We start from the raw sequence: 24546 nt of genomic DNA, 5'->3' as shown, positions 1-24546 counted from the left end.
TTCTAACCTTCTTCCTTTTCTACAGCCACTTCTTGTCCATCAGAAGGTTGAACCTGTATTATTTTCCTTAAAAGCCCTTCCACCACAGAATCAGTCTTAAAAATACGCATTGTTCCTTCATTAAGGCGCCTCTCCTTAACCTGGCTCAAAAGCTCCGTGTCTTCCTTGGTGGGTATCATATCCTCAGGACTATCAGGAATTTTTGCATAGTTTAGTTCTACTATAACCTCATTATTTGTTTCCAAAGAGCTCATTTCTTTCAACATTTGATCAAAATTATCTATAGTTTTCCAGCCCTGTACAATAGCATCCTCTTCAAGAGCCATTATATTTCCCCCTCGAACAACTATTTCTACGGGCCCAGAAGCATCTTGGGGTACTGTAAGCTCTAATTTCTTCTTCGACTGCTTACCTCGGTACGGCCTGAGGGTAACTTCTACAGGTACTTTCTGGCCGGGAACAAAGATTTCTCCATCTATTTTCAATCCCTCTATAAAAATAAGCTTCGGTTGGCGGGTAATTTCCACAGATAAATGGATTCCCATCGGAGAAATTTCCATAAAGGGATTCATGGCTATGTTTTTCATTAAATCTCTCACTTCTTGCAAGGCTTCATCAGCTACGTCAGTTTCGGAGAAATACATATTACTTCTCGTCCAGCCCTTATAAATTTCTTTCCCTTCTACCTGGAGAGAAATTCGGGCCGTCCCCTCCCCTACTCGCCCCCATAACCTGTCAATAAGTCCTGTGAAAAGGGTACTGGCAAGATCCATGCCAAGGAAAGGATCTTGTACGACATGGAAGCGTTTCATATCTCTTTCATTTCTATCTATATCTTTAAAGCGTAGGGATGCTTCAATGGACGGAGCAAAATATCCTAAGCGCCCCCCTATGGCCTCGGCACGATCTTGGGTTACTGTTCCGACAATATGAGAAAAACTCCCCACTTTAAAGGGAGACTCTAAGCTGGGTACTACATTATGGACTTTCACCTTCACAGCAGGGAACGCCACAGCCCCTCTCCCCAGAAAAGGGTGCCCAAAAGCAAGAAATCGACCATCCTTATCAACAGATGTGATGGTGCCAATGGAACCTATGGTAACATCGCCCCACGCTAACAAAACTCCTATGGCCTCTCCAGGCGCAAAGGTCCCTTTATAATCCACCAATTGCTCATTCCCGTTGAGGCCACCTGTCAAAAACACTTTTTCCCCCAGACGTTCCCCTACCCGATTCGCTATCCTCTGGCTTACTCCTCCTACCTGGAGAGGAAGAGCTCGTTTTTCACTACCTGAAGATAAATTCGTATTTTCTGCGTTTCCTTCTGTAGTTTCTTCCGTATTTTCATTTTCAACACTATTCTCTTCCGCAGTTTCCTCGTTGTTTTCTGCTTCCTCCTCTTCAACCCCTTTTTCTGCATCTTTTCCATCTTCCTTCAAAGATAGAGGCTGAGGAAAAGAGGGGGGGTCCTCCGGCCACGCCCAGATAGACTCCATATCTTTAATAGGAGTCACATATCCTATGTTGTGCTCACTAAAATTAAACCCGTAACCAATAGCTCCTATCAATTTTCCATTAATATAAACCGGACTTCCACTCATACCTGCGGCTATGCCACCTGTCTTCTCTATGACGTTACCGCTGACCCGAACCATAATAAGGTGGCGAGGCCGACTTTCCATTTGGGGGACAATGCTAACAATCTCCACGGGAAAAGAAACTACTTCTTCCCCACGTACAACCGTCAACGCTGTACCCTTCATACCCGGACGAAGTTCTTGTAAAGGAAGAATGGGAATTTTTGGAGAAAAAGGAGCCGAAGCGGCTATCCCCGCAGTTGCATAAAAAACAATTAAAAAGGTTAGGATAGGAACGTATAAAATGTGCCAACTATATTTTCTCTCCATCGGAACCATCCTCCTCTTACTTATTTGCGGCTTTGTTTCTTCCAGCGTAGATAGGCCATAATGAAGTCTTCCAACTCCCCATCTAAAACTGCCTGGACATTTCCAGTCTCGCAGCCAGTTCTATGATCTTTAACTAATGTATATGGATGGAGCACATATGACCGAATTTGGCTTCCCCAGCTAATTTCCTTCTTTTCTCCTCCTATGGTTTCTAATTCATTGTGGCGTTCTTCAAGAGCCCGCTGATAAAGCCTGCTTTTTAAAATTTGCATGGCTACTGCTCGATTCATATGTTGAGAACGCTCATTTTGACAGCTGACCACAATTCCAGATGGGAAGTGAGTTATTCGCACTGCAGAATCGGTCATATTCACATATTGCCCACCAGCCCCGCTAGATCTGAATGTATCGATACGAATATCCTCAGGGCGAATCTCTATATCCACATCCTCTGGAAGCTCCGGAACCACATCTACTGAAGCAAAACTTGTATGTCGTCTCCCCGCCGAATCAAAAGGAGATATACGGACTAAACGATGTACCCCTTTTTCTGATTTTAAATACCCATAGGCATAGTTCCCTTCCACAAGCAGTGTAACGCTATTAATTCCAGCCTCCGCATCTTTCAACAAATCCAAGATTTTTATGTGGAAGTCCTTTTGTTCTATCCATCGAACATACATTCTATAAAGCATGTCGGCCCAATCCTGAGAATCAAGCCCTCCTGAACCAGCATGAATCGAAAGAATGGCATTACCATGGTCATAATCTTCGTTAAGAAGCTCCAAAAGTTGCATCCTTTCTATTTCTTTCTTCAAAGCCACCGACCGACTATCAAATTCACTCTGGAGTTCCTTGTCATCTCCCTCTCGTAACATCTCTTCCAATGTTTCTAAATCCTGAAACTCAGAGACGACCTGACTCCATGAGCCTAGTTTGTCTCGTATCCAAGACAATTGCTGGGTTATGCCTCGTGCCTCTCCACTCCCCCAAAAAGAAGGAGCAACTGTCTTTTTTTCAAGCTCTTGCAAACGAGATTCCAAAAAAACGAGGTCAAAGGCTTTCCTGCAGTTCTTCTTTAAGGGAACGCAGTTCCTCCAATACTGTAGAGTTCGGGATATTAACCATAAATAATGAGCCTCCTCATCAATATACAACCTTCAGTTTCTTATTCAAGTGTTTCATTATATCATCCAGAGCCCTTCTCTCATCGACCTAATAAGGGAAAACACAAATAATTCCGCTGTAAATTATTTGTGGTATCTCATAGCTTCATCGAATAATTTCGATTGAAATTTGTTATAATTTCTTTCGAAGGAAAGGAGGATTGACCATGCGATTAACTGAACTATCAAGAACAAGTGGGTGAGCTGCTAAAATAGGTCCGGCGGACCTGGAAAAAATACTACGAAATCTTCCTCCAGTTCATGATGAAAGGATCATTTCTACTTGGGCTTCTGGTGAAGATGCTGCTCTCTGGATTATAGATGAAAAACGACTCGGTATTCTCACTTTGGATTTTATCACGCCAATCGTAGATAATCCGAGAAAGTGGGGAGAAATAGCTGCATGTAACTCTATCAGTGATGTTTTTGCTATGGGAGGACATCCAATAGTAGCTTTGAACATAGTAGGATTCCCTGTAAAAAAACTCGATATAGAAATATTAAGGGAAATCTTAGAAGGTGGGTATTCTAAAGTAAGAGAAGCCGGTGCTTTTCTAGTGGGAGGACACAGCGTAGAAGACGAAGAACCTAAATATGGGCTCGCTGTATATGGAGAAGTGGCACGAGAGCACCCATGGCAAGTTGTAGGAGCTCAGCTTGGAGATCTTCTTATTCTTACAAAACCTGTTGGGACAGGAATTATAGCTACTGGCATTAAAGCTGACATGATTGAAGATCCTCAAGGCCCGTCAGAGGCCATTCGATGGATGTCAACCCTTAACAATGTTCCTATGATTCTTTCAGAAGACCAAAAAATAGCTATCCATGCCTGTACCGACGTCACAGGCTTTGGTCTGATCGGACATGCATTGGATATGCTTTCCCTGAAGAATCTTAATTTAGTTCTTGGACTTCACAATGTTCCTTTACTTCCAGGTGTAATAGAGCTGGCAGAGAGCGGGTTGATTCCAGCAGGAACATACAATAACCGCATTCAATACGAAGATATGGTTCATGGAATGCAGGCTTTCCCCGATGAGGAAGTAGATATCCTCTATGACGCTCAGACATCTGGTGGGTTTTTGTTGGCTGTGAGCCCTGACAAGGCAGAAGGGATAATACAATCTTTAAAAAATGCTGGTTTTGAAAGAAGTATATGTATAGGTAGATTCAAACCGGGAGAAGGTATGATTGAAATCGTTGATAATATTTAGTACAATAAAGTTATCCAAAGATCCCCTCACATATGCGAGGGGATCTTTTGAAGGGGCAACTCATGACAAATTCTCAAACATCTCATAATTATATTCTGTTAACACTTTCTCTTTCTCTCTTTTGCGCCATGCTTGGCGTAGGCGTCATTAGTCCTATTTTACCTATATATGCTTCCAAACTTGGCGCCAGTGGTATTGTTCTTGGCTTTGTTTTTGGAACCTTTTCTTTTGCCCGAACCGGAGGGATGCTCATCTCTGGTGAGTTAGCTGAGCGCTTTGATCGAAAACTCCTTCTTGGTGCAGGCCTATTGGTCTACTCTTTAGCATCTCTCGCTTACGTAAGAGCCGACAATACAGTAGCATTAGTAGCCATAAGGTTCTTTCACGGCTTAGGTTCCGCTTTTGTTATACCAATAGCTATGGCTATTGGCGCCGACATTGCTGAAGAGGGAAATGAAGGTCGTCTTTTTGGGACTTTGCAAGGAGCTCATTTTTTAGGAGTAGGCTTTGGTCCTCTCATCAGCGGCATACTCACCGATCGATGGGGATGGCAACTCCCTTTTTACTTCATGACAGTCCTAACAAGTCTTGCTCTGTTTATGGTTATACGGAAACTTCCTCACCGGATACCTACTCGAGCCCAAGCTACTGGTCAAACGATGTTCCCTGCTATAAAAGGAATGCTACGAAATTGGGCACTCCGAATTTGTTTTTACTATCAATTCTGTTTTGCCATGTGCCGGGGAACCATCCTTATGCTTATTCCTCTTCTAGCTCAAGGATACTCTCTATCTTTTTCCCAAATTGGGATAATACTTTCTCTTAACTCCATAGCAACTGGAGCTCTGCAGCGGTTTTTCGGCCCTCTTTCCGATACCATAGAACGACATCGTCTGATTGTATTTGGTGGCATTTTATCTGGAGTTGTTTTCCTGGTTATACCCTATTTCCGCAGCTTTTTAGGGCTTACAGTAGCCAGTATCATTTTCGGGGTCGGACACGCTCTTTCCTCTCCTTCTTTAGCTGCCATCACAGCAGAAAACAGCGCTGAATTCGGAAGTGGGAGAACTATGAGTATTTTTAATATTTTCTTTAGTCTGGGAATGATGACTGGCCCAATTCTTGACGGATTTGTAGTAGAGTCTGGGCTAAAAGTTAGTCCCTTTCATATTTTAAGTTTTATGATCTTTTCTGCTACAATTCCATTCCTCTTTTTCCCTAAAAAGACAGCTAGCGGTAAAGAATCTGCTGTTAACTAGAAATCCTGTGAGATAAAAGGAACAGACAGTCGAGACGGTGTAAAGAATCCGCTGTTAAGAGCTAATTAGATGTAGCGGAAGAAGCTGCTATATTCCATATAGACAGATATTGGTCATATAAAGAAATAATAAGATCTTCCTCTATAGTAGGTCGCTTAAGGAGAATAATTTGAGAAGATTTGATCTTTAGCAACGTATCTTGCATACATCGAGGTGTTTGTGCATCGTAAACTACTGGTATACCTTGTTTTATAATTTCCTCTACTTTTTGTTTGAAGCTATCCAAAGACTCTCCATTTTTCCAAAGAGTTACATTCTCCCCCGAAGGACGCAATATTTCACATCGGGCTGCCCGTAAAAGCTCCCCATATGAAGCTGAGAGGTCGTAGACTTTTTTACCTTGCAGTAATTGTCTCCCTAGAAGGACTGTGCTCTCTAAACGCCCCTGAAACTCCGCTAGTCGCCGTTGGTAGAAAAAATAATGCTCTGTGTCGAGGCTGGAAAAAACATTCAAAATTCGTTGAGCAATAAAGGGAAGCACTGAGGGATCGGCAAAATAGCTATCTAACTTCTCTCTAGGGAAAGGAAGATTTCGATAAAGAACATACAGATTCTTCCTTTTTTCAGATATTCCATATTTTTGAGCGTCTGAATAATCTAATACCAGTAAGGGGAGATCTTCTGACATTTTTTTTGGCGCCACTCTTTTTTCCAATCCATCTTCAGACCACACTACCATAGGATGGACTGTTACATATACGCCCCCCATAAAATTGGACATAACAGACAACCATGGAGATGATACGCACAAGTCCATAGCTAAAGCTCTGCAAGGGACGAGGAACAATAGGAGCAAAAAGGCAAAAAACAACCTCACTTTTCTCGTGGGGGAGAATTTTTCATTCACTTTGTTTTTCGCAAATAACCACATCATCTACGCCGTCAAGCTCTTCCACTCTTACTTCCACAATTTCATCAGAGGAAGTTGGAACCTTTTTACCACAAAAATCCGGGTGTATTGGCAGCTCACGATGTCCTCGATCTATTAATACTGCAAGTTGCACAGAGGAAGGACGCCCAAGATCCATAAGAGCATCCAAAGCCGCCCGCACAGTCCGTCCCGTATAGATCACATCGTCTACTAAAATAAGATTCATGCCACTGACATCGAAAGGAATGGAAGTGCTATGGACCATAGGTTGCTCGTGAAGCAACGTTAAATCATCTCTATACAAGGTTATATCAAGTTCTCCTGTGGGAATTTTTACTTTTTCTTGCTGGAGTAACACATCCTGAAGTCGCTTAGCTAAATACACTCCGCGCCTTTGTATTCCGAGTAATGCTATCCCTTCTGTTCCCCTGTTCCACTCTATGATCTCATTGCCAATCCTCTTTAACACTCTTTTTATATCATCTTTGGTCATTATAATTGCTTTTTGCATAAGATCCATGGCCAATCTCCTTTTCCTCCCCCCCCTCTATACCCTCTCTTTTGAGGAGGGATATTTTGCCCAACCCCTGGGCAGCTGCTTGAATCTCCGCTAGTTTTCGCGAGTGCCCCGTTCCACATCCAAAGATAACTCCATCTATTTTTAAATGTACGATGAACTTAGGTAAATGCGAAGGCCCTTCAGAGGAGGCCACTACATAGTCAGGATGTCCCATTCCTCTTTTTTGAGTTTCAACTTGCAGAAGAGATTTAGGATCCTGATTTTCTTCATAAGGATTAACAGTAGACTGGAAAAAAAGATATCTGCGTATTACTTTTTGTGCTACCTGAAATCCACCATCATAAAAAACAGCACCAAACACTGCCTCAACTGCATCAGCAATAATAGAAGAGTTAATGCCTTGATGTTCTATTCCTTTCCCCACCCGAATAAGTCGGGGTAATTCCATACTTTTTCCCCATATAAAAAGAGCTTTTTTTCGAACAAGATTTGAGCGAAATTGAGTTAACTTCCCCTCGTCAAGATCAGGATACTCACCATAGAGTTCTGCTGAAACCACAAGCTCTAACACAGCGTCTCCTAAAAATTCAAGACGCTCATTATAATAAGGGAGGCCCTCTTCATAAGCATAAGAAGCATGGGTGAGGGCCTCTTCTAAAAGTTCTCTTCTTAAAAAAGAGTATCCTAATTTTTCCTGAAAAGAGAGAAGACTCTGATTCCACCATTGTTCTTTTTCAGGACTATTCTTCACAGGACCTCTTACCTCTCGTACTTCTGGACAGCAACAACAGCATTGTGCCCACCAAAACCAAAACTGTTGACGAGCACTCGAGAAACTGGTTTATGCACCGCTTGAGGCCCTACCACATGAATATCACATTCCGGATCTGGCGTTTCATAGTTAACAGTAGGATGGACAACGTTCTCTACAATAGATTGAATTGCAGCTATCGTCTCAAGAGCTCCAGCGGCACCGAGACAGTGTCCAATCATAGATTTTGTAGAGTTAACCAAAATCTTGGGTGTATATTCTCCAAAGACAGTACGAATCGCCATAGATTCCATTTTATCGTTTAGACCGGTAGAGGTTCCATGAGCGTTAATATATTCCACATCTTCTGGAAGCCATTTTGCCTGACTTATTGCTTGGCGCATCGCTCGTACGGCCCCTTCGCCTTTTGGATCTGGCGCTGTAATGTGGCTAGCGTCACATGTAGATCCATATCCCACAACTTCGCCATATATATGGGCTCCACGACGAAGAGCATGGTCCAGTTCTTCCAGCACGAGAACGCCCGCACCCTCGCCCATTACGAAGCCATCTCGGTCCAGATCGAAAGGACGAGATGCTCGCTGAGGCTCATCATTGCGGGTCGAAAGAGCTTTCATAGCAGCAAAGCCAGCTATGCTGATAGAACGAAGAGCAGCTTCCGTGCCCCCAGCTAAAATAACATCTGCGTCATCTCGCTGTATGGCGTAATAAGCTTCTCCTATACTATTGGTTCCTGTAGCACATGCTGTGACAACGCATAGATTGGGCCCCTTTGCGCCGTACCGAATAGCTACGTAAGCCGTAGACATATTGCTGATCATCATAGGAATGAAAAAGGGGCTTACTCGCCTTGGGCCCTTTTCAATAAGGGTCTGAAAATTATTAAAAGTCGTCTCTATGCCGCCTTGTCCAGTTCCAATATAAACACCAAATTTATTAGAATCCAGGCTTTTTACATCCAGATGGGCATCCTCAAGAGCCATATCTGAAGCAGCTACAGCAAAATGGATCACCCGATCGGAGCGTTTTACCTCTTTATTGTCAAGCCAATGAGTTGGGTCAAAGTCTCTGACCTCAGCTCCGAAAGTTACAGGAAGGTCAGAGGCATCAAAGGTCGTTAAAGGACCGACGCCATTTCGTCCTTCTTCAAGAGCTTTCCAGAAATCTACTCTTCCATTCGCGATTGGGCTCACTACTCCAAGCCCTGTAATAACTACCCTTCTCAAATCACGTCACTCCTCACCGTTCAGGGATAGGGCACCGCGATGTTGCAATAGGCCGGGGGATCTATATTCCTCCGGCCCAGAAATGCCTTTATTCCAAATTACTCTTCTACTCCAAGCTTTTCGAGGGTATACTTCATAGCTTCCCCTACGGAAGTGAGCTTCTCAGCATCCTCGTCAGGTATTTCAATATCAAATTCTTCTTCAATACCCATAATGAGCTCAACGATGTCAAGAGAATCAGCACCAAGATCCTCCACGAAGGAAGCCTCGAGAACAATCTGGCCATCTTCAACATCAAGTCTGTCCATAATAATTTCTTTTAAGCGAGCAACAACTTCTTCTTTCTTCATTCTCCTTCACCCCCTTCCACTACTCTTCTTAACACATGGTCATTCCGCCATCTACGGCAATAACTTGACCAGTTACATATGCAGAATCATCTGAAGCTAGAAAAGCCGCAACTCTGGCCACATCATCAGGAGTCCCTGCCCGACCAAGAGGAATCTGAGCCAGCATAGACTGTTTAATCTCATCTTTCAAGACCGAAGTCATATCAGATTCAATAAATCCAGGAGCAATGGCATTTGCAGTGATCCCTCTAGCGCCATACTCTCTGGCAACAGCTTTCGTGAAACCTACAATACCCGCTTTAGAAGCACAGTAATTAGACTGTCCTGGATTGCCAATGAGCCCCACCACTGATGAGATGTTAATAATCCTTCCCCATCGTGCTTTTACCATCTTCTTAATAGCTTGCTTTGTACAATAAAAAACTGATGTCAGGTTAGCAGCTATAACGTCTTGCCATTCTTCATCTTTCATTCTCATGAGGAGGTTGTCTCGAGTAATACCTGCATTATTAACCAAAATGTCTACCGCCCCGAGATTCCCCTCTATCTGCACAAACATCTCTGCTACCTGCTCCGGATTCGTTACATCACATTGTACAGCGAAAGCATCTACTCCCAAATGTTGCATCATATCGCACACATCCATAGCACTTGTGCCGCTCTTGTTATAGCTAATAGCCACATGATATCCGCGGGCAGCAAGTTCCAGCGCAATATGTTTGCCTATTCCTCTCCCCCCACCAGTGACGAGAGCAACTCGACCCATACCCATCACTCTACCACCTCCTTAAAAAGAGAAGTGATGGTCTTTATATCTTCTTCTGTAGCTACAGAATAGGTTTTAGACCCTTTTTGGCAGCGCTTGATAAGACCGGCTAGAACCGTTCCCGGTCCGAGTTCGAAATAAGTATCAACTCCTTGAGATGCCATATATTCAACAGATTTTGCCCATAAAACAGGCATATATGTCTGATGGAACAATGCATTCTGCACTTCCCGCACAGTGGAAACAGGTTGTGCGGAAACATTAGCCACAACAGGCCACTGGGGGGCTTCCCATTGGCAGCCGTTAAAAGCCTCTTTCAATTTATTTGCCACTGGCCTCATCATTTTGCTGTGGAAAGGAGCACTCACTTTCAACATCACTGCCTTACGAGCACCTCTTTCCTTCGCTTCCTCAACCGCTTTTTCCACAAAGGCCGTTGCTCCAGAAATAACAACCTGCCCTGGGGAATTATAATTTGCAGCCTGGCATTCTCCATGAGGAGCGATAGTTTTACACAGATCTTCTACTATATCTGACTCTAAACCAAGCAAGGCAGCCATCGCTCCTTCTCCCTCCGGAACCGCCTCTTGCATAAGAGAACCTCGGAGATGGACAAGACGAACTCCATCCTCTAAAGATAGAGCTCCTGCCACAACAAGAGCTGTATACTCTCCCAAACTATGGCCCGCTATATAGGCTGGAGAAAAGTGCAACCCAAATTCTTGAGAAAGAATCTCATAGACTGCCACACTTACTGTCAAAATAGCTGGCTGAGTATAAGCTGTCAGTGTCAACTTCTCTTCAGGTCCGTTAAATATCAACTGGCTTAAATGAAATCCCAAAGAACTATCAGCCCTTTGAAAGATTTCTCTTGCTATTGGGAACATATCGAAAAGGGATTTCCCCATACCAACTTCCTGCGCTCCCTGACCTGGGAAAACCAATGCATATTTCAATATACGGTCACCTCGACTCTCTAGCTCTCAAAACGGGGTAATCGAGTAATAACATCAGCTGCCTCTGCGAACATATTCTGCAAAATTTCGGCAGCTGGCCTCACATCATGAATAAGGGCTGAACTTTGGCCAGCCATCAGAGATCCCCACTCTATATCTCCATCTACCACTGCGGCGCGAAGTCGCCCTGTTCCCAGCTTTTCTATATCTTCAACCGAAGCTCCGCTTGTTTCTAGTTCTTCAAACCGAGCTGTCAATTTATTGCGCAAGCAACGAACTGGATGTCCCGTGCTACGTCCGGTAACCACATTGCTACGATCTCTTGCATTGATAATTGCTTGTTTGTAGTTTTGATGGACCGTACACTCAGTGCAACACACCATACGAGTCCCTATCTGAATTCCTTCTGCTCCAAGACAAAAAGCCGCACCTATCCCTCTCCCGTCTGCAATTCCACCAGCCGCAATAACGGGAAGTTGCACAGCATCCACAATTTGTGGGACAAGCACCATAGTCGTTAAATCACCAATATGGCCACCTGCCTCTGTCCCTTCTGCCACTACAGCATCTGCACCTTGCTTTTCTACCCTTTTAGCCTGAGCTACTGAAGCAATAACCGGTATAATTACAGTTCCCATGGGTTTAAGCTTTTCTATTACCTTACCTGGACTTCCAGCCCCTGTAGTGACTATAGGAACCTTATGTTTAGCTGCTAATTCTACTGCGTCATCAGCCGTAGGAGACATCAGCATAATATTAAGGCCGAAAGGCTTATCAGTTAACGTCTTTATTCTCTGGAGCTCTTGATCTAGTATCTCAGGAGGCATATTGGCTGCCCCTATAAGTCCCAAGCCACCAGCATTACTCACCGCTGCGGCAAGGGTAGAATTTGCAACCCATGCCATTCCCCCCTGAATAAGAGGATATTTGGTGCCGAGAAGTTGAGTTACTCTGTTATTCCAAACCAAAATATGTTCACCTCACATCTCGTACAAAATCGCTCCGTAAGTCATGCCTGCCCCGAAGCTCGATAAAACTAATTTTTGGCCTTTTACCAAATTTACACTATCAAAAAGCTCCGCCAATGCTAAAAATATAGATGCTGCTGATGTATTTCCATAACGATCAAGGTTAACGAAAGCTTTATCCATGTCCACATCCAGACGTCGCAAAACGCCCTCTACAATTCGGAGGTTCGCTTGATGGAAAAGCCACCAATCAATTTGATCGGACTGATAACCAGCAGTCTGTACCATTTTCTTCAAAAAAGAAGGGAGCAGTCTGTTCACGAACTTAAAGACGTCATTCCCCTTCATATGAACATAATGAAGCCCTTCACGGAGAGTCTCTTCTGAGGCAGGATGTTCTATCAGACCTCCTGGAAGAGTTATAAGATCCGACCTCGCACCATCAGAACGGAGTTCTGCTGATATAAAATGCCCCTGCCCCGATAAAGAAGGGCCTAAGACAAGAGCTCCTGCTCCATCCCCAAAAAGAACACAGGTATTGCGATCCTGCCAGTTTATAATACGGGATAACACCTCTGCTCCTACCACAAGGACTTTGTTCCAAAGTCCACATGCTATCCCGGAAACCGCCACCGTTATGGCATAAATACATCCGGTACATCCCGACTGCACGTCAAAAGCGCCGGCCCGAGATGCTTTAAGTTTTCCCTGCAATTTAGGAGCTACTCCAGGGAAAAGAGTATCAGGAGTATTGGTAGCTACAATAACCATATCTAGTTCTGATGGAAGGACGCCACTGTCCTTTAACGCCACCAGGGAGGCATTATATGCCAGATCGCTTGTTAGTTCATCGTCTCTTGCTATACGACGCTCCCGAATGCCAGTTCTTTCTCGTATCCACTCGTCACTCGTTTCCACCATTTTCGACAGATCGTCGTTAGTCATAATACGCTCTGGGACATACATGCCTGTCCCCAAAATTGAAACCTCACGTCCACTAAACAGGCCCATTTGTTATACCTCCCTGTTAAGCTCGTTAGATATCAGATCAACGCCTTTCTGAAGCACAAAGTTACGTGCAACTCGTATAGCACTGGCCACAGCCGGAGCTTTTGATCGTCCATGGGCTTTCACTACAACTCCATTTACGCCTAGAAGGGGTGTCCCTCCATGCTTTTCATAATCAAAACGACTCCAGAGATCTTTTAACATCGGAACCATAAAAAGAAGTCCTATTTTAGGCAACATCCTCCGATCGATCTCATCTTTAGCGATGGAATACACTGCCTGGATAACACCTTCAGCAAATTTCAAGACAACATTTCCAGAAAACCCATCGCAAACAACTACATCAGCCTTACTAAAGGGAATTTCGTCTCCTTCTATATAGCCGGTAAAATTCAAAGCGCTCGCTCTTAATATTTCTCTTGCGCTCGCTATAACCTCATCGCCCTTTATATCTTCTGATCCGTTAGAGAGAAGCGCCACTTCTGGAGAAGTAACACCCAGAATACATTTTGAATAAATATCTCCCATGAGAGCAAATTGAAAAAGATTTACTGGTTTTGCCCGCACTGTGGCGCCTACATCAAGCAAAAAGGTATATTTATTTAGAGTGGGAAGAGCAACACCCAAAGCAGGCCTATCAATTCCAGAAATACGTCCTACTACAAGAACACCGCCAGCCACTATGGCTCCTGTATTTCCTGCAGAAACACAGCCATCCACTTCGCCACTTCTCGTCATTTCCATGGCAAGACGCAAACTAGAATGCCTCTTCTTGCGAATACTTTGACTAGGGTGATCATCCATAGCAATATACTCTTCAGTATGAACAATAGATACTCTTTTCCGTACCGAATTTTCAGCGTTAGTAACGTAGGGTTCAATTTGGCGTTGATTCCCCACCAGAATAATCTCAAGATCCTCAAATTCTTTACAGGCTAACAAAGCACCTTTACAAAGCTCACGAGGAGCGTTGTCGCCCCCCATTGCATCGAGAGCTAGCAACATTATAAAAAGTCCTCCCCTCTAATCTTGTGGCTCGAGGGAGTCGATGGCAACAGCAATAAAACGGCCGACAAAAATTTCCTGATCGCCAACCCGAGTTCTTACGCTCACTATATATTTATTGTCTTTATGAACACCGACTTTTGCCCGAGCAATTAACACATCGCCCACTTTGGCATGCCTCTTATACTCGCCTCTCATAGAGTCGATTATAACCATGTCTGCTTCCACTACAGCTATAGCTATAGAGCTGGCTTGAGAGTAGACATAGTGGTCGCAAACATAATCCGTGTGACGGAACGCCATTTCTTTTTTCGTCTGAAGAACAGATAGAGCCCATTTATTAGGTTCGAGCTCGAGGAGATCGCCTACAACCTCACTCTGTTTTAAAGAACGGAGCTTACTTGTTGCCCGCTGCGCCATATGCTTGGTCCTCTCTCGCAACTCTGGAACGCCAAGCAATGCCCGGTCAAGGCGAATAGTGCTGACACTAGCCTTTAAGGCTTGTGCCAGTTCTTTGTCTGTATAAAGCGGATTTTGTTCAAGGAGTTTCAATAGTTTTTCCTGCCTGAGTTTCTTTTTTTTTGAACGGATAACAAACTCCCTCCAGTTTTAAGACCAGGTATCAACATCTGATCTGATGACTGGGTCAGTATAATATTTTTCTTCCTGCCGGTCAAGAAGATTTTCGCCTATAGAGGGCAGAAAAGGACAAAGCGAAAGCTCGCAGTTAGCGTGCATATACCTCACCATGAGCAACTATCAAGGACAGAAAAAGAATAAAGCGGAAGGCTTACACTATAAATGCCTTCCGCCATCATTTTTGCTTTTATATTCGTTACTGTAGCAAACTTATGCTTCTTCCGTTACTTCTTCAGATGTAGAGACAACCTTGCGGCCACGATAATATCCGCACTCGGGGCAAGCACGATAGTTCATAATCATCTCCCCACAATGAGGACATGTGGTAAGCCCTGGAGCAGTAGCAGAACCAAGCCAAACAGCCTTCCGTTTATGTGTACGCGCATGTGATACTTTTCTTTTAGGTGTTGCCATGTCAGTTCCCTCCTTTACTTTAAACTTCAGAATCTTCGTCTTTAAACTTCAGCAAGTCCGCGAGACGTGGATCGATATTGTTTTGGCGACAACCGCAATCGCCCTTGTTCAGAGAAGCTCCGCAAATAGGACAAAGTCCTCGACAGTCCTCTTTGCACAAAGGATTAGTGGGGAGACTTAAAATCAAGCTTTCCCACACTTGTTGCATAATATCCAATTGCTTCTCCAGCATATCAACCCTTACAAGATGCTCGTCATCTTTTCCAGCAGCAGTTTCTTTATCTCGCAAAGAGTAAAGATACATGAAATGTGTCTTCAATGCAATATCTGTCATCTCAAGACATCGAATACAGGGAACTGAAATAGTCGAATCTAAATATATATCCACCATCAACGACTCATCAGCCCAACGAGACTCGGCGTGTACATGAAGGGGCGTTTTAAAAGAATAAAGCTCCCCCACATAAGAGATTGTATCTCGAATAGCCACGTCCCAATCCATTTCTGTGGTACCGAGATGCACATCCTGCTCTGGAATTTGCATTCGCAGCGACCAGTCAGATGGCAGATCACTAATAGGCACAGCAAACCCTCCTCATACAGCCCCTAAAATACTCCTTATTTAAGTGTTTCTACGATGCTTTGAGTATCTCGGGCGATAACCAACTCTTCGTTCGTAGGAATAATAAGCACTTTGACCCGAGAGTCATCGGTGCTGATAAGAGTTTCTTTCCCTCGAACATTATTCTTTTCCGGGTCAATAGAAATACCCAAAAAGTCCAAGCCACTACAAACCTTTTCTCGGGCTGCTGCGCTATTTTCACCAATTCCAGCAGTAAATACAAGTACATCTATACCGCCCATAGCTGCTGCATAGGCACCAACATATTTCTTAATGCCATAGTAAAGCATGGACTCTGCAAGCTCTGCCCTCTTATTTCCCTTAGAAGCTTCTTCTTCAATATCACGAAGATCACTGCTCACTCCAGAGATGCCAAGAAGGCCGCTTTCCTTGTTGAGAATATGGCTCATTGCCTTAGGATCAATATTTTCCTGTTCGGCAAGGAACGTCAAGAGAAGAGGATCAACGTCTCCAGCTCGTGTTCCCATTATAACTCCAGGAAGAGGGCTAAAGCCCATACTTGTATCGATAGATTTACCTTTATCTACTGCCGCAATAGAGCTCCCGTTACCTAAATGACAGGTAACTATTTTAAGATCTTCCACTTTCTTCCCAAGGAACTCAGCAGCTCTGCGAGAAACGTAATAGTGGCTCGTACCGTGGAAACCATATCTGCGAACTCTATATTTTTCATAGTAATGATAGGGGACACCATACATATAGGCATAGCCAGGCATCGTCTGATGGAAGGCCGTATCAAATACCCCCACCTGAGGCGTGTTGGGGAGTACTTCCTGCATCGCTTCAATTCCCATAAGGTTAGCCGGGTTGTGAAGAGGCGCAAGAGGCACGCATTCCTGCAACGCATCAACAACAGCCTTATCGATCAAGACAGAACTTGCAAATTTTTCACCACCATGTACCACTCTATGGCCTACGGCTCCAAGCTCGTCAAGGCTCTTGAGCACACCATGTTTCTCATCGAGAAGGGCATCGAGAACTAACTTTATACCAACCTTGTGGTTGGGAATATCTACGTTCTGAACGATGGGATCCATGCCAACTTTCGTATGTTTAATACGAGATCCCTCTATCCCTATACGCTCTACAAGCCCCTTAGCCAGTACGTCCTCTGTCTCCATATCAAAAAGTTGGTACTTCAACGAAGAACTGCCGCAGTTAATAACTAAGACTTTCATTATTTCTAGATTCCTCCCTCTTCTTGACCTGATAGTATTCTACAAGGTATCTTAAATGGATCATAATCAAAGAAAGCGTGATGACGTATGAATCCCAAAATTGTGGGAATCATCGCTGAATATAATCCGTTCCATAATGGACACTTCTACCATTTAAAAGAAGCCGTGAAGCGAACAGAAGCTTCAGGGGTTGTCGTTGTTCTCTCCTCTCATTTCACACAACGAGGAGAACCGGCTTTCATCGATAAGTGGCAAAGAGCTGCTTCTGCTCTTGAAGCCGGAGCTGATGTCGTTATAGAACTTCCAGTTTTCTTTTCGTGCCATAATGCCGGCATTTTTGCAGCAGGAGCTGTAGACATTCTCGCTGCTTGCAAGTGCGTAACTCACCTTGCTTTTGGTATGGAAAACAGCAACTGCCATATCTCCACAATCCTTGACATTCTAATTCACGAACCCGAACCTTTCAAGAGAGAACTCCGCAACCTCATGGATGAAGGATATTCTTATGTCCAGGCTAGAGCTATGGCTCTGGATAGCATTGTAGCCGGAGGCGGACAATTCATTTCTCTACCTAATAATTCTCTAGCTCTGGCCTATCTCCGCCGCATTAAAACCCAAAAATACCCTTTATATCCTCTCGCCATAGAACGGGTGGGGTATGGTTATCATGATCCCCATTCAGGAACATGGGCCAGCGCAACAGCTATCAGAAAAGCTTACTGGAGCGGTAACTACAAACAGGGAGAGAAAGGAATTCCAGAATTCTCCAGAAAGATCATTAATACGTCTCTTAAAAGCGGCCGGTGTCTTCTTTCTTTCGAAAACCTATGGCGTTTTCTTCAAGTATCCCTTATTAGATCTACCCCTAAGGAAATAGCGAAATACGCAGAGATGCGGGAAGGGCTGGAAAATCTCTTCTACAAACTGGCCTTCACTAGTTCCTCTTGGGATGATTTTTTCTCAAGGGCAACATCTCGACGTTACACAAGAAGTACTCTGCAACGCTTAGCCATTCATTTCCTTCTTGGACTGACTCATTGGGAAAATCGAGCTTTTCAACGTTTGGGGCCACAATATATCAGAATATTAGGATTCTCAGATCGTGGACAGGATATACTACGAGAAATAAAGAAACACGGCTCCATCCCTCTTATAACGAGGGGACATATGCCTTCATCCAAAGGGCCAGCAGCCCAACTCCTCCAGATAGAAAATAAAGCTTCGATTTTATGGGAAAACCTAGTTCCCAACTCTATAGTTAACCACGAAATCAAAGCCACCCCTTTACGCTTTTAGGGTATCCTTTTTACCTCTGACTTTGGATGGGACGAGGAAACCGCTCTCGAAGCCTCCTGTAAACTCCAGGTGGAACCATCTCCTGTACTGGCCCCCCAAAATTGAAAATCTCTTTCACGGCACTGCTTGAAAGATAAGAATATTTAGCGTCAGTAACAATAAAGAGCGTTTCTATATCCGGGGCTAGCTGACGATTCATTAAAGCAAGTTGGAATTCATACTCAAAATCAGAAAGGGCACGAAGTCCCCGAATAATAATGCGGCTCCGCTCCTGACGCAAAAAATCAACAAGCAGCCCATTAAAAGAGCTTATCTTCACGTTGGGGAGATGACTCAAAGCTTCACGAGCCATTGCTTGGCGCTCTTCCACCGTAAAAGCAGACTGTTTCTGAGGATTCAACAAAACACTGACTACCAACTCATCAAAAAGGGCTGCCGCTCTCTCTGCGATATAAATATGCCCGTTAGTAATTGGATCAAAAGACCCTGGGTATACAGCCCTAATAGGGCGCCTCATCGGGAGTCCTCCTTCCTCTCCTTTTTTAAAAATGTCAGGACAGTATCTCCGTACGTACGACGGTCATCAAGCACAAATAAATGTAATGGCACTTCAACACACTCTCTTACTGAGTGCTCTATAATTAACACTCCATCGTCCTTCAATAATCTTTCGTATTCGGTCATAAGTTCGATAATTTTAGAGGGCCACCCCTCCTCATAAGGTGGATCCGCAAAAACAATATCAAAAGAAAACTCTCTTCTCGCTAACCACCCAAGCGCTCGACGGATGTCCATAGAAAGAACAATAAAATCTGTATCCTCTCCTCGAAACATTTGTCTAATAGCAGTTGCTCTTTTTCTCAGCAATTCTACTTCTACAACAGGTCTGGCACCTTTTTCATAAGCATAAAGCCCTACGCGGCCAGATCCAGCAAATAAGTCAAGAAAAGCCTTTCCATTAAGGGAGTCAAGGATATTAAACAACGCTTGGAGCACCTTTGAAGATGTGGGCCGTACATCTTTCATTATCCCCTTCCTCCATATAGAGCAAAAGGCTTAATGTCGAGTACCGGCGTTCCATCTATAGCATCAAGGCCAGAGACGTGAAGACAACACCCCTCTTTGCGCTTTAAAACACATCGACTGACACCAAGGAAATTAGGCCGTCGAGGCGAACACGTGGCAAAAACCCCTTTTAAGGGACGCGCCAGATCTCCTTTGGGATGAACGTGGAAGTGGAAAGACGAAGATCTATGAAAACGAAAAACTATTATGATCTCCTGTCCCTCCCTAAGGTCATCTAATCCCAGCTCATAAAAAGGTTTAATCTCGATCTTAGCCTCTACATCTTTCAAAAGATCAGGGTGAACCGGGTCTTTCACTGGCGAATGAACAACCCCTATAGGGTAAAAAGTACACCCCTTCACTGTCTCAACCCCTCACGACGCAATCGTTCGGCAAGGTAAAATATAGATTTCTTGACTGCTGGCGTACGATACACCAAGCAGCTTCCATCAAGCTTAATAAGAGTTTCTTTCTCTTCTTTCACTATTTTCAAAAAGAATTTTTGCTCAAAATTTCCGTCCGTAGCAATTGTTTCGAGTAAAATAACTCCTTCGGGAGAAAAATAGGAATTTCGATATGTCCAATGACACTCGTTTTCACTCTCGCTCTCTCCTTTTATTGTTTGAAAAAAAGAGCGACTCCAATCTATAACATCAACTTTAGTATGCATCCTCTCACCTTCTTTTACCAGGCGCTCCATTAAAAATGTTTCTTTCTTGCGAATCTGTATCCTATAAATATCTTTCCCCTGCGCCAACCATTTTCGTTCGTATTTTGTAGTAACAGGCCGGACAGGATTTTTAACATAAGAATAAAGAACCAATGCTGGGTGAACAGATAAAACATCCCGTACTTCCAAAGCATACCACTCTTCATCGGTAACAAGCTCAAAAATTCCATTAGGAGCCAAGACTCCTGCAAGCACATCAGAAAAGCCCGGAGCAGTAACCCTTCGCTTAGAGTGGCGAGACTTCGGCCACGGGCAAGGGAAATTCATATATATTTTATGGATAGATCCATTCTCAAAACATTCCCTCATAAGAAATCGGGCATCTCCACACATAAGATATACATTCTCAAGTCCTAACTGTCGTACACGCTTTGCCGCTTTCAAAACGCATGTTTGGGAAACCTCAATACCAAAAAACGTATCGTCCGGATATGTCCGAGCCATATGGACAGGAAATTCTCCATTCCCAAAACCTATTTCAACAACATTTTGCCCTTTCCCAAAAGAGGAAAGATCAAAAGGGATGCTCATTATTTCTGGACGCAATATAACGCTCTCCAAAGGCAAGGAAATCACTAAAACGCCTCCTCCTCTTACATCTCTCTTCGCCGTGAAAAATAAAGCAGATAGATTATAACAGCCTTTCATAATCCCTTGGGAATTAGTTATTATAACAATGATAAACCACGAATAGAATGTTAATATAATAACATTGACAGCTCCTTTCGTTGTGATAATATGACCCCAAAGAAGGGAGCCTTTATCTCTCTATTTAGAAAAAATTGATTAGAGTAAAAAATGCAAAAACAATGCACTTGTGTGAAAAATGTCCATCTCTTGTCAAAATTTTTCCTTTATCAATACCTATTTCTTTTTTAGCACTTAATTATTATTATATTTCAATAGAAGGGCTTATACTTATTGGTTGGACCAGTAGTGAAAAAGCTCATGATTGAAAATACTTAGAGGGGGTACATGAATGGCTAAGCAGTGGAAAACAATGGATGGAAACACAGCAGCTGCACACGTTTCCTATGCGTTCACAGAAGTTGCTGCAATTTATCCGATCACGCCTTCTTCACCTATGGCAGAGGTTATCGATGAATGGGCAGCTCATGGAAGGAAAAACATCTTCGGACAAACTGTCGATGTAGTTGAGCTCCAGTCAGAAGCCGGAGCATCGGGAGCAGTTCACGGCTCTCTTTCTGCAGGCTCTTTTACTACAACCTTTACTGCATCTCAGGGGCTTTTATTAATGCTCCCCAATATGTACAAAATAGCAGGAGAGCTGTTGCCCGGTGTTTTTGATGTATCTGCACGAGCTGTTGCCGGACATGCCTTGTCCATTTTCGGAGACCACAGTGACGTAACAGCTTGCAGAGCAACTGGATTTGCTTTCCTTGCTTCTGGAAGTGTTCAGGAAGTAATGGACCTTAGCGGAGTGGCTCACCTTGCAGCTATTAAATCAAGCATCCCGTTTGTTAACTTCTTCGACGGATTCAGAACTTCTCATGAAATCCAGAAAATAGAGGTTATGGAGTATGAAGATCTCGCTAAATTAGTAGATTGGGATGCTGTAAAACGATTTAAAGCCCGCGGCTTAAACCCCGAGCGGCCTTATCAGAAAGGTACGGCACAAAACCCTGATATTTATTTCCAGGCAAAAGAAGCAGCGAACAAATTTTACACTGATCTTCCTGACATGGTGGAAGAATATATGCAGGAAATCACAAAAGTCACTGGTCGAAAGTACCATCCCTTCAACTATTATGGAGCTCCCGATGCTGATCGCGTCATAGTCATTATGGGTTCGGCCTGTCAGGCGGCAGAAGAGGTTGTAGACTATCTCAATGCCAAGGGAGAGAAGGTAGGCGTCATTGAAGTTCACCTTTATCGTCCTTTCTCCGCTAAATACTTCTTTAAGGCCCTGCCCGCTTCTGTAAAGAAAATAGCTGTTCTTGACCGTACTAAAGAACAAGGTGCTCTTGGTGAGCCTCTCTATGAAGATGTAAGAACACTCTTCTACGATAGAGACCATCAACCGATTATTGTCGGTGGCCGATATGGTCTTGGTTCTAAAGATACCACTCCTTCCCAGATTAAAGCTGTATTCGATAATCTTAAGAATGAGGAACCTAAAAATCATTTCACTATTGGCATAGTAGACGATGTAACTCACACTTCTCTTGAGGTAAAAGAGAACATTAGTACAGCTCCAGAAGGAACCATTCGTTGCAAGTTCTGGGGGCTTGGATCTGATGGTACTGTTGGCGCTAATAAAAACTCCATTAAGATCATTGGAGACAACACAGATATGTACGCTCAGGGATATTTTGCCTATGACTCGAAAAAGTCTGGTGGAGTCACCATCTCCCACCTACGATTCGGGAAAAAACCCATCCGCTCTACATATCTCATAGATGAAGCTGACTTTATTGCTTGCCATAAGCAGGAGTACGTACATCTCTATGACATCTTGGCGGGTTTGAAAAAAGGAGGCACCTTCCTTCTGAACACCCAGTGGACTACTATAGATGAGCTGGAGAAAAATTTACCTGGAAATGTAAAGAGATTCCTTGCTCAGAATGATATTAAGTTCTACATTATCAATGGAGTTGATCTTGGCGTAGAAATAGGGTTGGGTAACAGAATCAATATGATTATGCAGTCCGCATTCTTTACGCTCGCTAATGTCATTCCTATTGATGACGCAGTAAAATATATGAAGGATGCTATCAAGAAAACCTACGGTCTAAAGGGAGAAAAAATTGTCCAGATGAACAATAAAGCCGTAGATGCGGGTAAGGACTCTCTTATAAAAATCGATATCCCTGCAAGCTGGAAAGATGCGGAAGATGAGTGTTGCTGCTGTGGCGAAGAGAGACCCGACTTCATTAAAAATGTCTGCGATGTCATTAACAAACAGGAAGGAGATAAACTTCCTGTAAGTGCATTCGTTGGCAGAGAAGACGGCAGCTTCCCCTCCGGCACAGCTGCTTATGAAAAACGAGGAGTGGCCATCAACGTTCCTGAATGGCTGAAAGATAAATGTATTCAGTGCAACCAGTGCTCCATGGTTTGTCCTCATGCTGCCATTCGTCCCGTGCTTCTTGACGAAGCAGAAGCAACAAAAGCTCCCAAGACTTTCGTCACAGTAGACGCTAAAGGGAAAGAGTTTGCCGGGCTGAAGTTCCGTATGCAGGTCAACTCCCTTGACTGTTTAGGATGCGGGAACTGTGCAGATATCTGCCCTGTAAGCGCTCTTGAGATGAAACCTATCGCTTCTCAGACTGAAGCAGAGGTCCCTAATTGGGATTTTGCCATAACAGTATCTGACAAATCCCATCTCACAAACAAAAACACGGTGAAAGGCAGCCAGTTTGCTCAGCCTCTTCTTGAGTTCTCTGGTGCTTGTGCTGGCTGTGGAGAAACACCTTACGCAAAATTAATAACCCAGCTTTACGGAGACAGAATGCTCATTTCTAATGCTACAGGCTGTTCTTCCATTTGGGGAGGCTCTGCTCCAAGCATGCCATACACCACCAATGCGAAAGGCCAGGGGCCAGCTTGGGCTAACTCGCTTTTCGAAGATAATGCTGAGCATGGTTTTGGAATGTATCTCTCTGTGAAAAATACAGTAAAGCAGCTGACAGCGGTTGTACGAGAGCTTCTCGCTCTGGATATTCCTACTAATATAAAGGCTATTTTTGAAGAGTGGCTAATTTCCAAAGACGACGGAGAGAAATCTAAAGTGGCTGCTGGGAAAATATATTCCATCCTCAATAAGGATCTTGGCAGCAAAGAAGCAAATGAGCTTCTCGCCAAAGTAGCTGAAAAGAAAGACTATCTTGTGAAAAAGTCTGTCTGGATCTTCGGCGGAGACGGTTGGGCATATGATATTGGTTTCGGTGGCCTTGACCATGTGTTGGCTTCTGGAGAAGACGTGAATGTCTTTGTGTTCGATACAGAAGTTTACTCCAATACTGGTGGGCAGTCATCTAAGTCCACACCTACAGCTGCTGTAGCGAAGTTTGCTGCATCCGGCAAGAGAGTTAAGAAGAAGGATCTTGGCCGTATTGCCATGACCTATGGTTACGTTTATGTAGCCCAGGTAGCAATGGGTGCTGATAAGAACCAGCTTATGAAAGCTGTAACTGAAGCTGAAGCTTATAAAGGACCTTCTCTGATCATTGCCTATGCTCCATGTATCAACCACGGAATTAAAGTAGGAATGGGCAAATCTCAGGCTCAGGAGAAGAAAGCTGTAGAAGCTGGTTACTGGCATCTCTATCGCTATAATCCTCTTCTTGCTGAGGAGGGTAAGAACCCCTTTATCCTCGACTCTAAAGAACCTAAGGCCGATTTCAAAGAGTTCTTGATGAGCGAGGTCAGATACTCTTCTTTGATGAAATCCTTCCCCGACATTGCCGACCAGCTCTTTGACAAAGCAGCCAAAGAAGCAAGAGAGAGGTATGAAACCTACAAGCAGTTAGCTGAAATGGGTAAGGAAACAATAAAAACTGAAGCGTAAAT

At 43.8% G+C, this 24546-nt stretch carries 24 protein-coding genes; 4 read left to right on the top strand and 20 right to left on the bottom strand.

Annotated elements, in window-relative coordinates:
* Positions 1-2: 2 nt before the first annotated feature.
* Together K360_RS0105370 and prfB are read right to left on the bottom strand one after the other, a co-directional pair.
* Positions 3-1907 carry a SpoIVB peptidase S55 domain-containing protein gene (locus K360_RS0105370; RefSeq protein ID WP_024822155.1) on the bottom strand — a complete coding sequence of 635 codons (1905 nt, stop codon included), beginning with the start codon at positions 1905-1907 and terminating at the stop codon, positions 3-5.
* Between the two features lie 20 nt (positions 1908-1927).
* Positions 1928-3035 (bottom strand): peptide chain release factor 2 gene (gene prfB / locus K360_RS0105365; protein WP_211235519.1). Its coding sequence is split into 2 segments (ribosomal slippage): positions 1928-2962 and positions 2964-3035, totalling 1107 coding nucleotides; the frame shifts between segments, so codons are not numbered across the junction.
* A gap of 205 nt (positions 3036-3240) precedes the next feature.
* Here prfB and selD point away from each other — a divergent pair.
* Together selD and K360_RS0105355 are read left to right on the top strand one after the other, a co-directional pair.
* Positions 3241-4287, top strand: a complete 1047-nt coding sequence (gene selD, locus K360_RS10585) for a selenide, water dikinase SelD (RefSeq protein WP_084043884.1) — start codon at positions 3241-3243, stop codon at positions 4285-4287.
* Positions 4288-4349: 62 nt separating this feature from the next.
* Positions 4350-5546: an MFS transporter gene (locus K360_RS0105355; protein ID WP_024822153.1), complete on the top strand. Its 1197-nt coding sequence runs from the start codon at positions 4350-4352 to the stop codon at positions 5544-5546.
* A 61-nt stretch (positions 5547-5607) separates the two neighbouring features.
* On the opposite strand, the gene K360_RS0105350 is transcribed toward K360_RS0105355, so the two are convergent.
* The 14 genes from K360_RS0105350 to K360_RS0105285 form a co-directional block, all read right to left on the bottom strand.
* The gene (locus K360_RS0105350) at positions 5608-6363 is read right to left on the bottom strand and encodes a hypothetical protein (RefSeq protein ID WP_156923350.1); all 756 of its coding nucleotides are present in this window, start codon (positions 6361-6363) and stop codon (positions 5608-5610) included.
* Positions 6364-6445: 82 nt separating this feature from the next.
* The gene (gene pyrR / locus K360_RS10580; protein ID WP_034326657.1) at positions 6446-6997 is read right to left on the bottom strand and encodes a bifunctional pyr operon transcriptional regulator/uracil phosphoribosyltransferase PyrR; all 552 of its coding nucleotides are present in this window, start codon (positions 6995-6997) and stop codon (positions 6446-6448) included.
* Positions 6957-7748 carry a ribonuclease III gene (rnc, locus tag K360_RS11210; RefSeq protein WP_024822151.1) on the bottom strand — a complete coding sequence of 264 codons (792 nt, stop codon included), beginning with the start codon at positions 7746-7748 and terminating at the stop codon, positions 6957-6959. The genes pyrR and rnc overlap by 41 nt, the downstream gene beginning before the upstream one ends.
* Positions 7749-7756: 8 nt before the next feature.
* The gene (gene fabF, locus K360_RS0105335; RefSeq protein WP_024822150.1) at positions 7757-8995 is read right to left on the bottom strand and encodes a beta-ketoacyl-ACP synthase II; all 1239 of its coding nucleotides are present in this window, start codon (positions 8993-8995) and stop codon (positions 7757-7759) included.
* A 98-nt stretch (positions 8996-9093) separates the two neighbouring features.
* A complete protein-coding gene (gene acpP, locus K360_RS0105330) occupies positions 9094-9345 on the bottom strand; it encodes an acyl carrier protein (protein WP_024822149.1) in 252 nt (83 codons plus the stop codon).
* A 28-nt stretch (positions 9346-9373) separates the two neighbouring features.
* Positions 9374-10111, bottom strand: coding sequence for a 3-oxoacyl-[acyl-carrier-protein] reductase (gene fabG, locus K360_RS0105325; RefSeq protein WP_211235526.1), 738 nt, complete (start codon positions 10109-10111; stop codon positions 9374-9376).
* A 5-nt stretch (positions 10112-10116) separates the two neighbouring features.
* A complete protein-coding gene (gene fabD / locus K360_RS0105320) occupies positions 10117-11067 on the bottom strand; it encodes an ACP S-malonyltransferase (protein ID WP_024822147.1) in 951 nt (316 codons plus the stop codon).
* A gap of 20 nt (positions 11068-11087) precedes the next feature.
* The gene (gene fabK, locus K360_RS0105315) at positions 11088-12035 is read right to left on the bottom strand and encodes an enoyl-[acyl-carrier-protein] reductase FabK (protein WP_024822146.1); all 948 of its coding nucleotides are present in this window, start codon (positions 12033-12035) and stop codon (positions 11088-11090) included.
* 12 nt (positions 12036-12047) lie between these two features.
* Positions 12048-13046: a beta-ketoacyl-ACP synthase III gene (locus K360_RS0105310; RefSeq protein WP_024822145.1), complete on the bottom strand. Its 999-nt coding sequence runs from the start codon at positions 13044-13046 to the stop codon at positions 12048-12050.
* 3 nt (positions 13047-13049) lie between these two features.
* Positions 13050-14048 (bottom strand): phosphate acyltransferase PlsX, encoded by a 999-nt coding sequence (plsX, locus tag K360_RS0105305; protein WP_024822144.1) that lies wholly within the window; start codon positions 14046-14048, stop codon positions 13050-13052.
* Between the two features lie 18 nt (positions 14049-14066).
* Positions 14067-14600: a transcription factor FapR gene (gene fapR, locus K360_RS0105300; protein WP_245587083.1), complete on the bottom strand. Its 534-nt coding sequence runs from the start codon at positions 14598-14600 to the stop codon at positions 14067-14069.
* A 297-nt stretch (positions 14601-14897) separates the two neighbouring features.
* Complete coding sequence (gene rpmF / locus K360_RS0105295) at positions 14898-15101, bottom strand: 50S ribosomal protein L32 (protein ID WP_024822142.1); 204 nt, start codon at positions 15099-15101, stop codon at positions 14898-14900.
* Between the two features lie 19 nt (positions 15102-15120).
* Positions 15121-15684: a YceD family protein gene (locus K360_RS11000; RefSeq protein ID WP_024822141.1), complete on the bottom strand. Its 564-nt coding sequence runs from the start codon at positions 15682-15684 to the stop codon at positions 15121-15123.
* A gap of 35 nt (positions 15685-15719) precedes the next feature.
* On the bottom strand, positions 15720-16922 hold the full coding sequence (locus tag K360_RS0105285) for an acetate/propionate family kinase (protein WP_024822140.1): 1203 nt from the start codon (positions 16920-16922) through the stop codon (positions 15720-15722).
* Between the two features lie 87 nt (positions 16923-17009).
* Between K360_RS0105285 and K360_RS0105280 the strand changes: the two genes are divergently transcribed.
* Positions 17010-18218, top strand: coding sequence for a tRNA(Met) cytidine acetate ligase (locus K360_RS0105280; RefSeq protein WP_024822139.1), 1209 nt, complete (start codon positions 17010-17012; stop codon positions 18216-18218).
* A gap of 10 nt (positions 18219-18228) precedes the next feature.
* On the opposite strand, the gene coaD is transcribed toward K360_RS0105280, so the two are convergent.
* The 4 genes from coaD to trmB are packed head-to-tail and all read right to left on the bottom strand — an operon-like array spanning position 18229 to position 20589.
* Positions 18229-18735, bottom strand: a complete 507-nt coding sequence (gene coaD / locus K360_RS0105275; protein ID WP_024822138.1) for a pantetheine-phosphate adenylyltransferase — start codon at positions 18733-18735, stop codon at positions 18229-18231.
* Positions 18732-19244: an RsmD family RNA methyltransferase gene (locus K360_RS0105270; protein ID WP_024822137.1), complete on the bottom strand. Its 513-nt coding sequence runs from the start codon at positions 19242-19244 to the stop codon at positions 18732-18734. The genes coaD and K360_RS0105270 overlap by 4 nt, the downstream gene beginning before the upstream one ends.
* On the bottom strand, positions 19244-19645 hold the full coding sequence (tsaA, locus tag K360_RS0105265) for a tRNA (N6-threonylcarbamoyladenosine(37)-N6)-methyltransferase TrmO (RefSeq protein WP_024822136.1): 402 nt from the start codon (positions 19643-19645) through the stop codon (positions 19244-19246). Before tsaA ends, K360_RS0105270 begins: the two co-directional genes overlap by 1 nt.
* A complete protein-coding gene (trmB, locus tag K360_RS0105260; RefSeq protein WP_051461106.1) occupies positions 19642-20589 on the bottom strand; it encodes a tRNA (guanosine(46)-N7)-methyltransferase TrmB in 948 nt (315 codons plus the stop codon). Before trmB ends, tsaA begins: the two co-directional genes overlap by 4 nt.
* Positions 20590-20992: 403 nt before the next feature.
* Here trmB and nifJ point away from each other — a divergent pair, with 403 nt between their 5' ends.
* The gene (gene nifJ, locus K360_RS0105250; RefSeq protein WP_024822134.1) at positions 20993-24544 is read left to right on the top strand and encodes a pyruvate:ferredoxin (flavodoxin) oxidoreductase; all 3552 of its coding nucleotides are present in this window, start codon (positions 20993-20995) and stop codon (positions 24542-24544) included.
* Positions 24545-24546 lie beyond the last annotated feature (2 nt).

This window comes from Aminobacterium mobile DSM 12262 (assembly GCF_000526395.1).
GTDB lineage: Bacteria > Synergistota > Synergistia > Synergistales > Aminobacteriaceae > Aminobacterium > Aminobacterium mobile.
This window is presented reverse-complemented; position numbering and strand designations above follow the sequence as displayed.

Excerpts from the sequence above, each read along its gene's own strand:
- K360_RS0105310 (WP_024822145.1), bottom strand. The coding sequence starts at position 13,046 with ATGGGCCTGTTTAGTGGACGTGAGGTTTCAATTTTGGGGACAGGCATG.
- K360_RS0105370 (WP_024822155.1), bottom strand. The coding sequence starts at position 1,907 with ATGGAGAGAAAATATAGTTGGCACATTTTATACGTTCCTATCCTAACC.
- K360_RS0105285 (WP_024822140.1), bottom strand. The coding sequence starts at position 16,922 with ATGAAAGTCTTAGTTATTAACTGCGGCAGTTCTTCGTTGAAGTACCAA.
- K360_RS0105270 (WP_024822137.1), bottom strand. The coding sequence starts at position 19,244 with ATGAAAGATGTACGGCCCACATCTTCAAAGGTGCTCCAAGCGTTGTTT.
- nifJ (WP_024822134.1), top strand. The coding sequence starts at position 20,993 with ATGGCTAAGCAGTGGAAAACAATGGATGGAAACACAGCAGCTGCACAC.
- K360_RS0105355 (WP_024822153.1), top strand. The coding sequence starts at position 4,350 with ATGACAAATTCTCAAACATCTCATAATTATATTCTGTTAACACTTTCT.
- coaD (WP_024822138.1), bottom strand. The coding sequence starts at position 18,735 with ATGAGGCGCCCTATTAGGGCTGTATACCCAGGGTCTTTTGATCCAATT.
- K360_RS0105350 (WP_156923350.1), bottom strand. The coding sequence starts at position 6,363 with ATGGACTTGTGCGTATCATCTCCATGGTTGTCTGTTATGTCCAATTTT.
- K360_RS0105280 (WP_024822139.1), top strand. The coding sequence starts at position 17,010 with ATGAATCCCAAAATTGTGGGAATCATCGCTGAATATAATCCGTTCCAT.
- fabG (WP_211235526.1), bottom strand. The coding sequence starts at position 10,111 with ATGGGTCGAGTTGCTCTCGTCACTGGTGGGGGGAGAGGAATAGGCAAA.
- rpmF (WP_024822142.1), bottom strand. The coding sequence starts at position 15,101 with ATGGCAACACCTAAAAGAAAAGTATCACATGCGCGTACACATAAACGG.
- pyrR (WP_034326657.1), bottom strand. The coding sequence starts at position 6,997 with ATGGATCTTATGCAAAAAGCAATTATAATGACCAAAGATGATATAAAA.
- plsX (WP_024822144.1), bottom strand. The coding sequence starts at position 14,048 with ATGTTGCTAGCTCTCGATGCAATGGGGGGCGACAACGCTCCTCGTGAG.
- acpP (WP_024822149.1), bottom strand. The coding sequence starts at position 9,345 with ATGAAGAAAGAAGAAGTTGTTGCTCGCTTAAAAGAAATTATTATGGAC.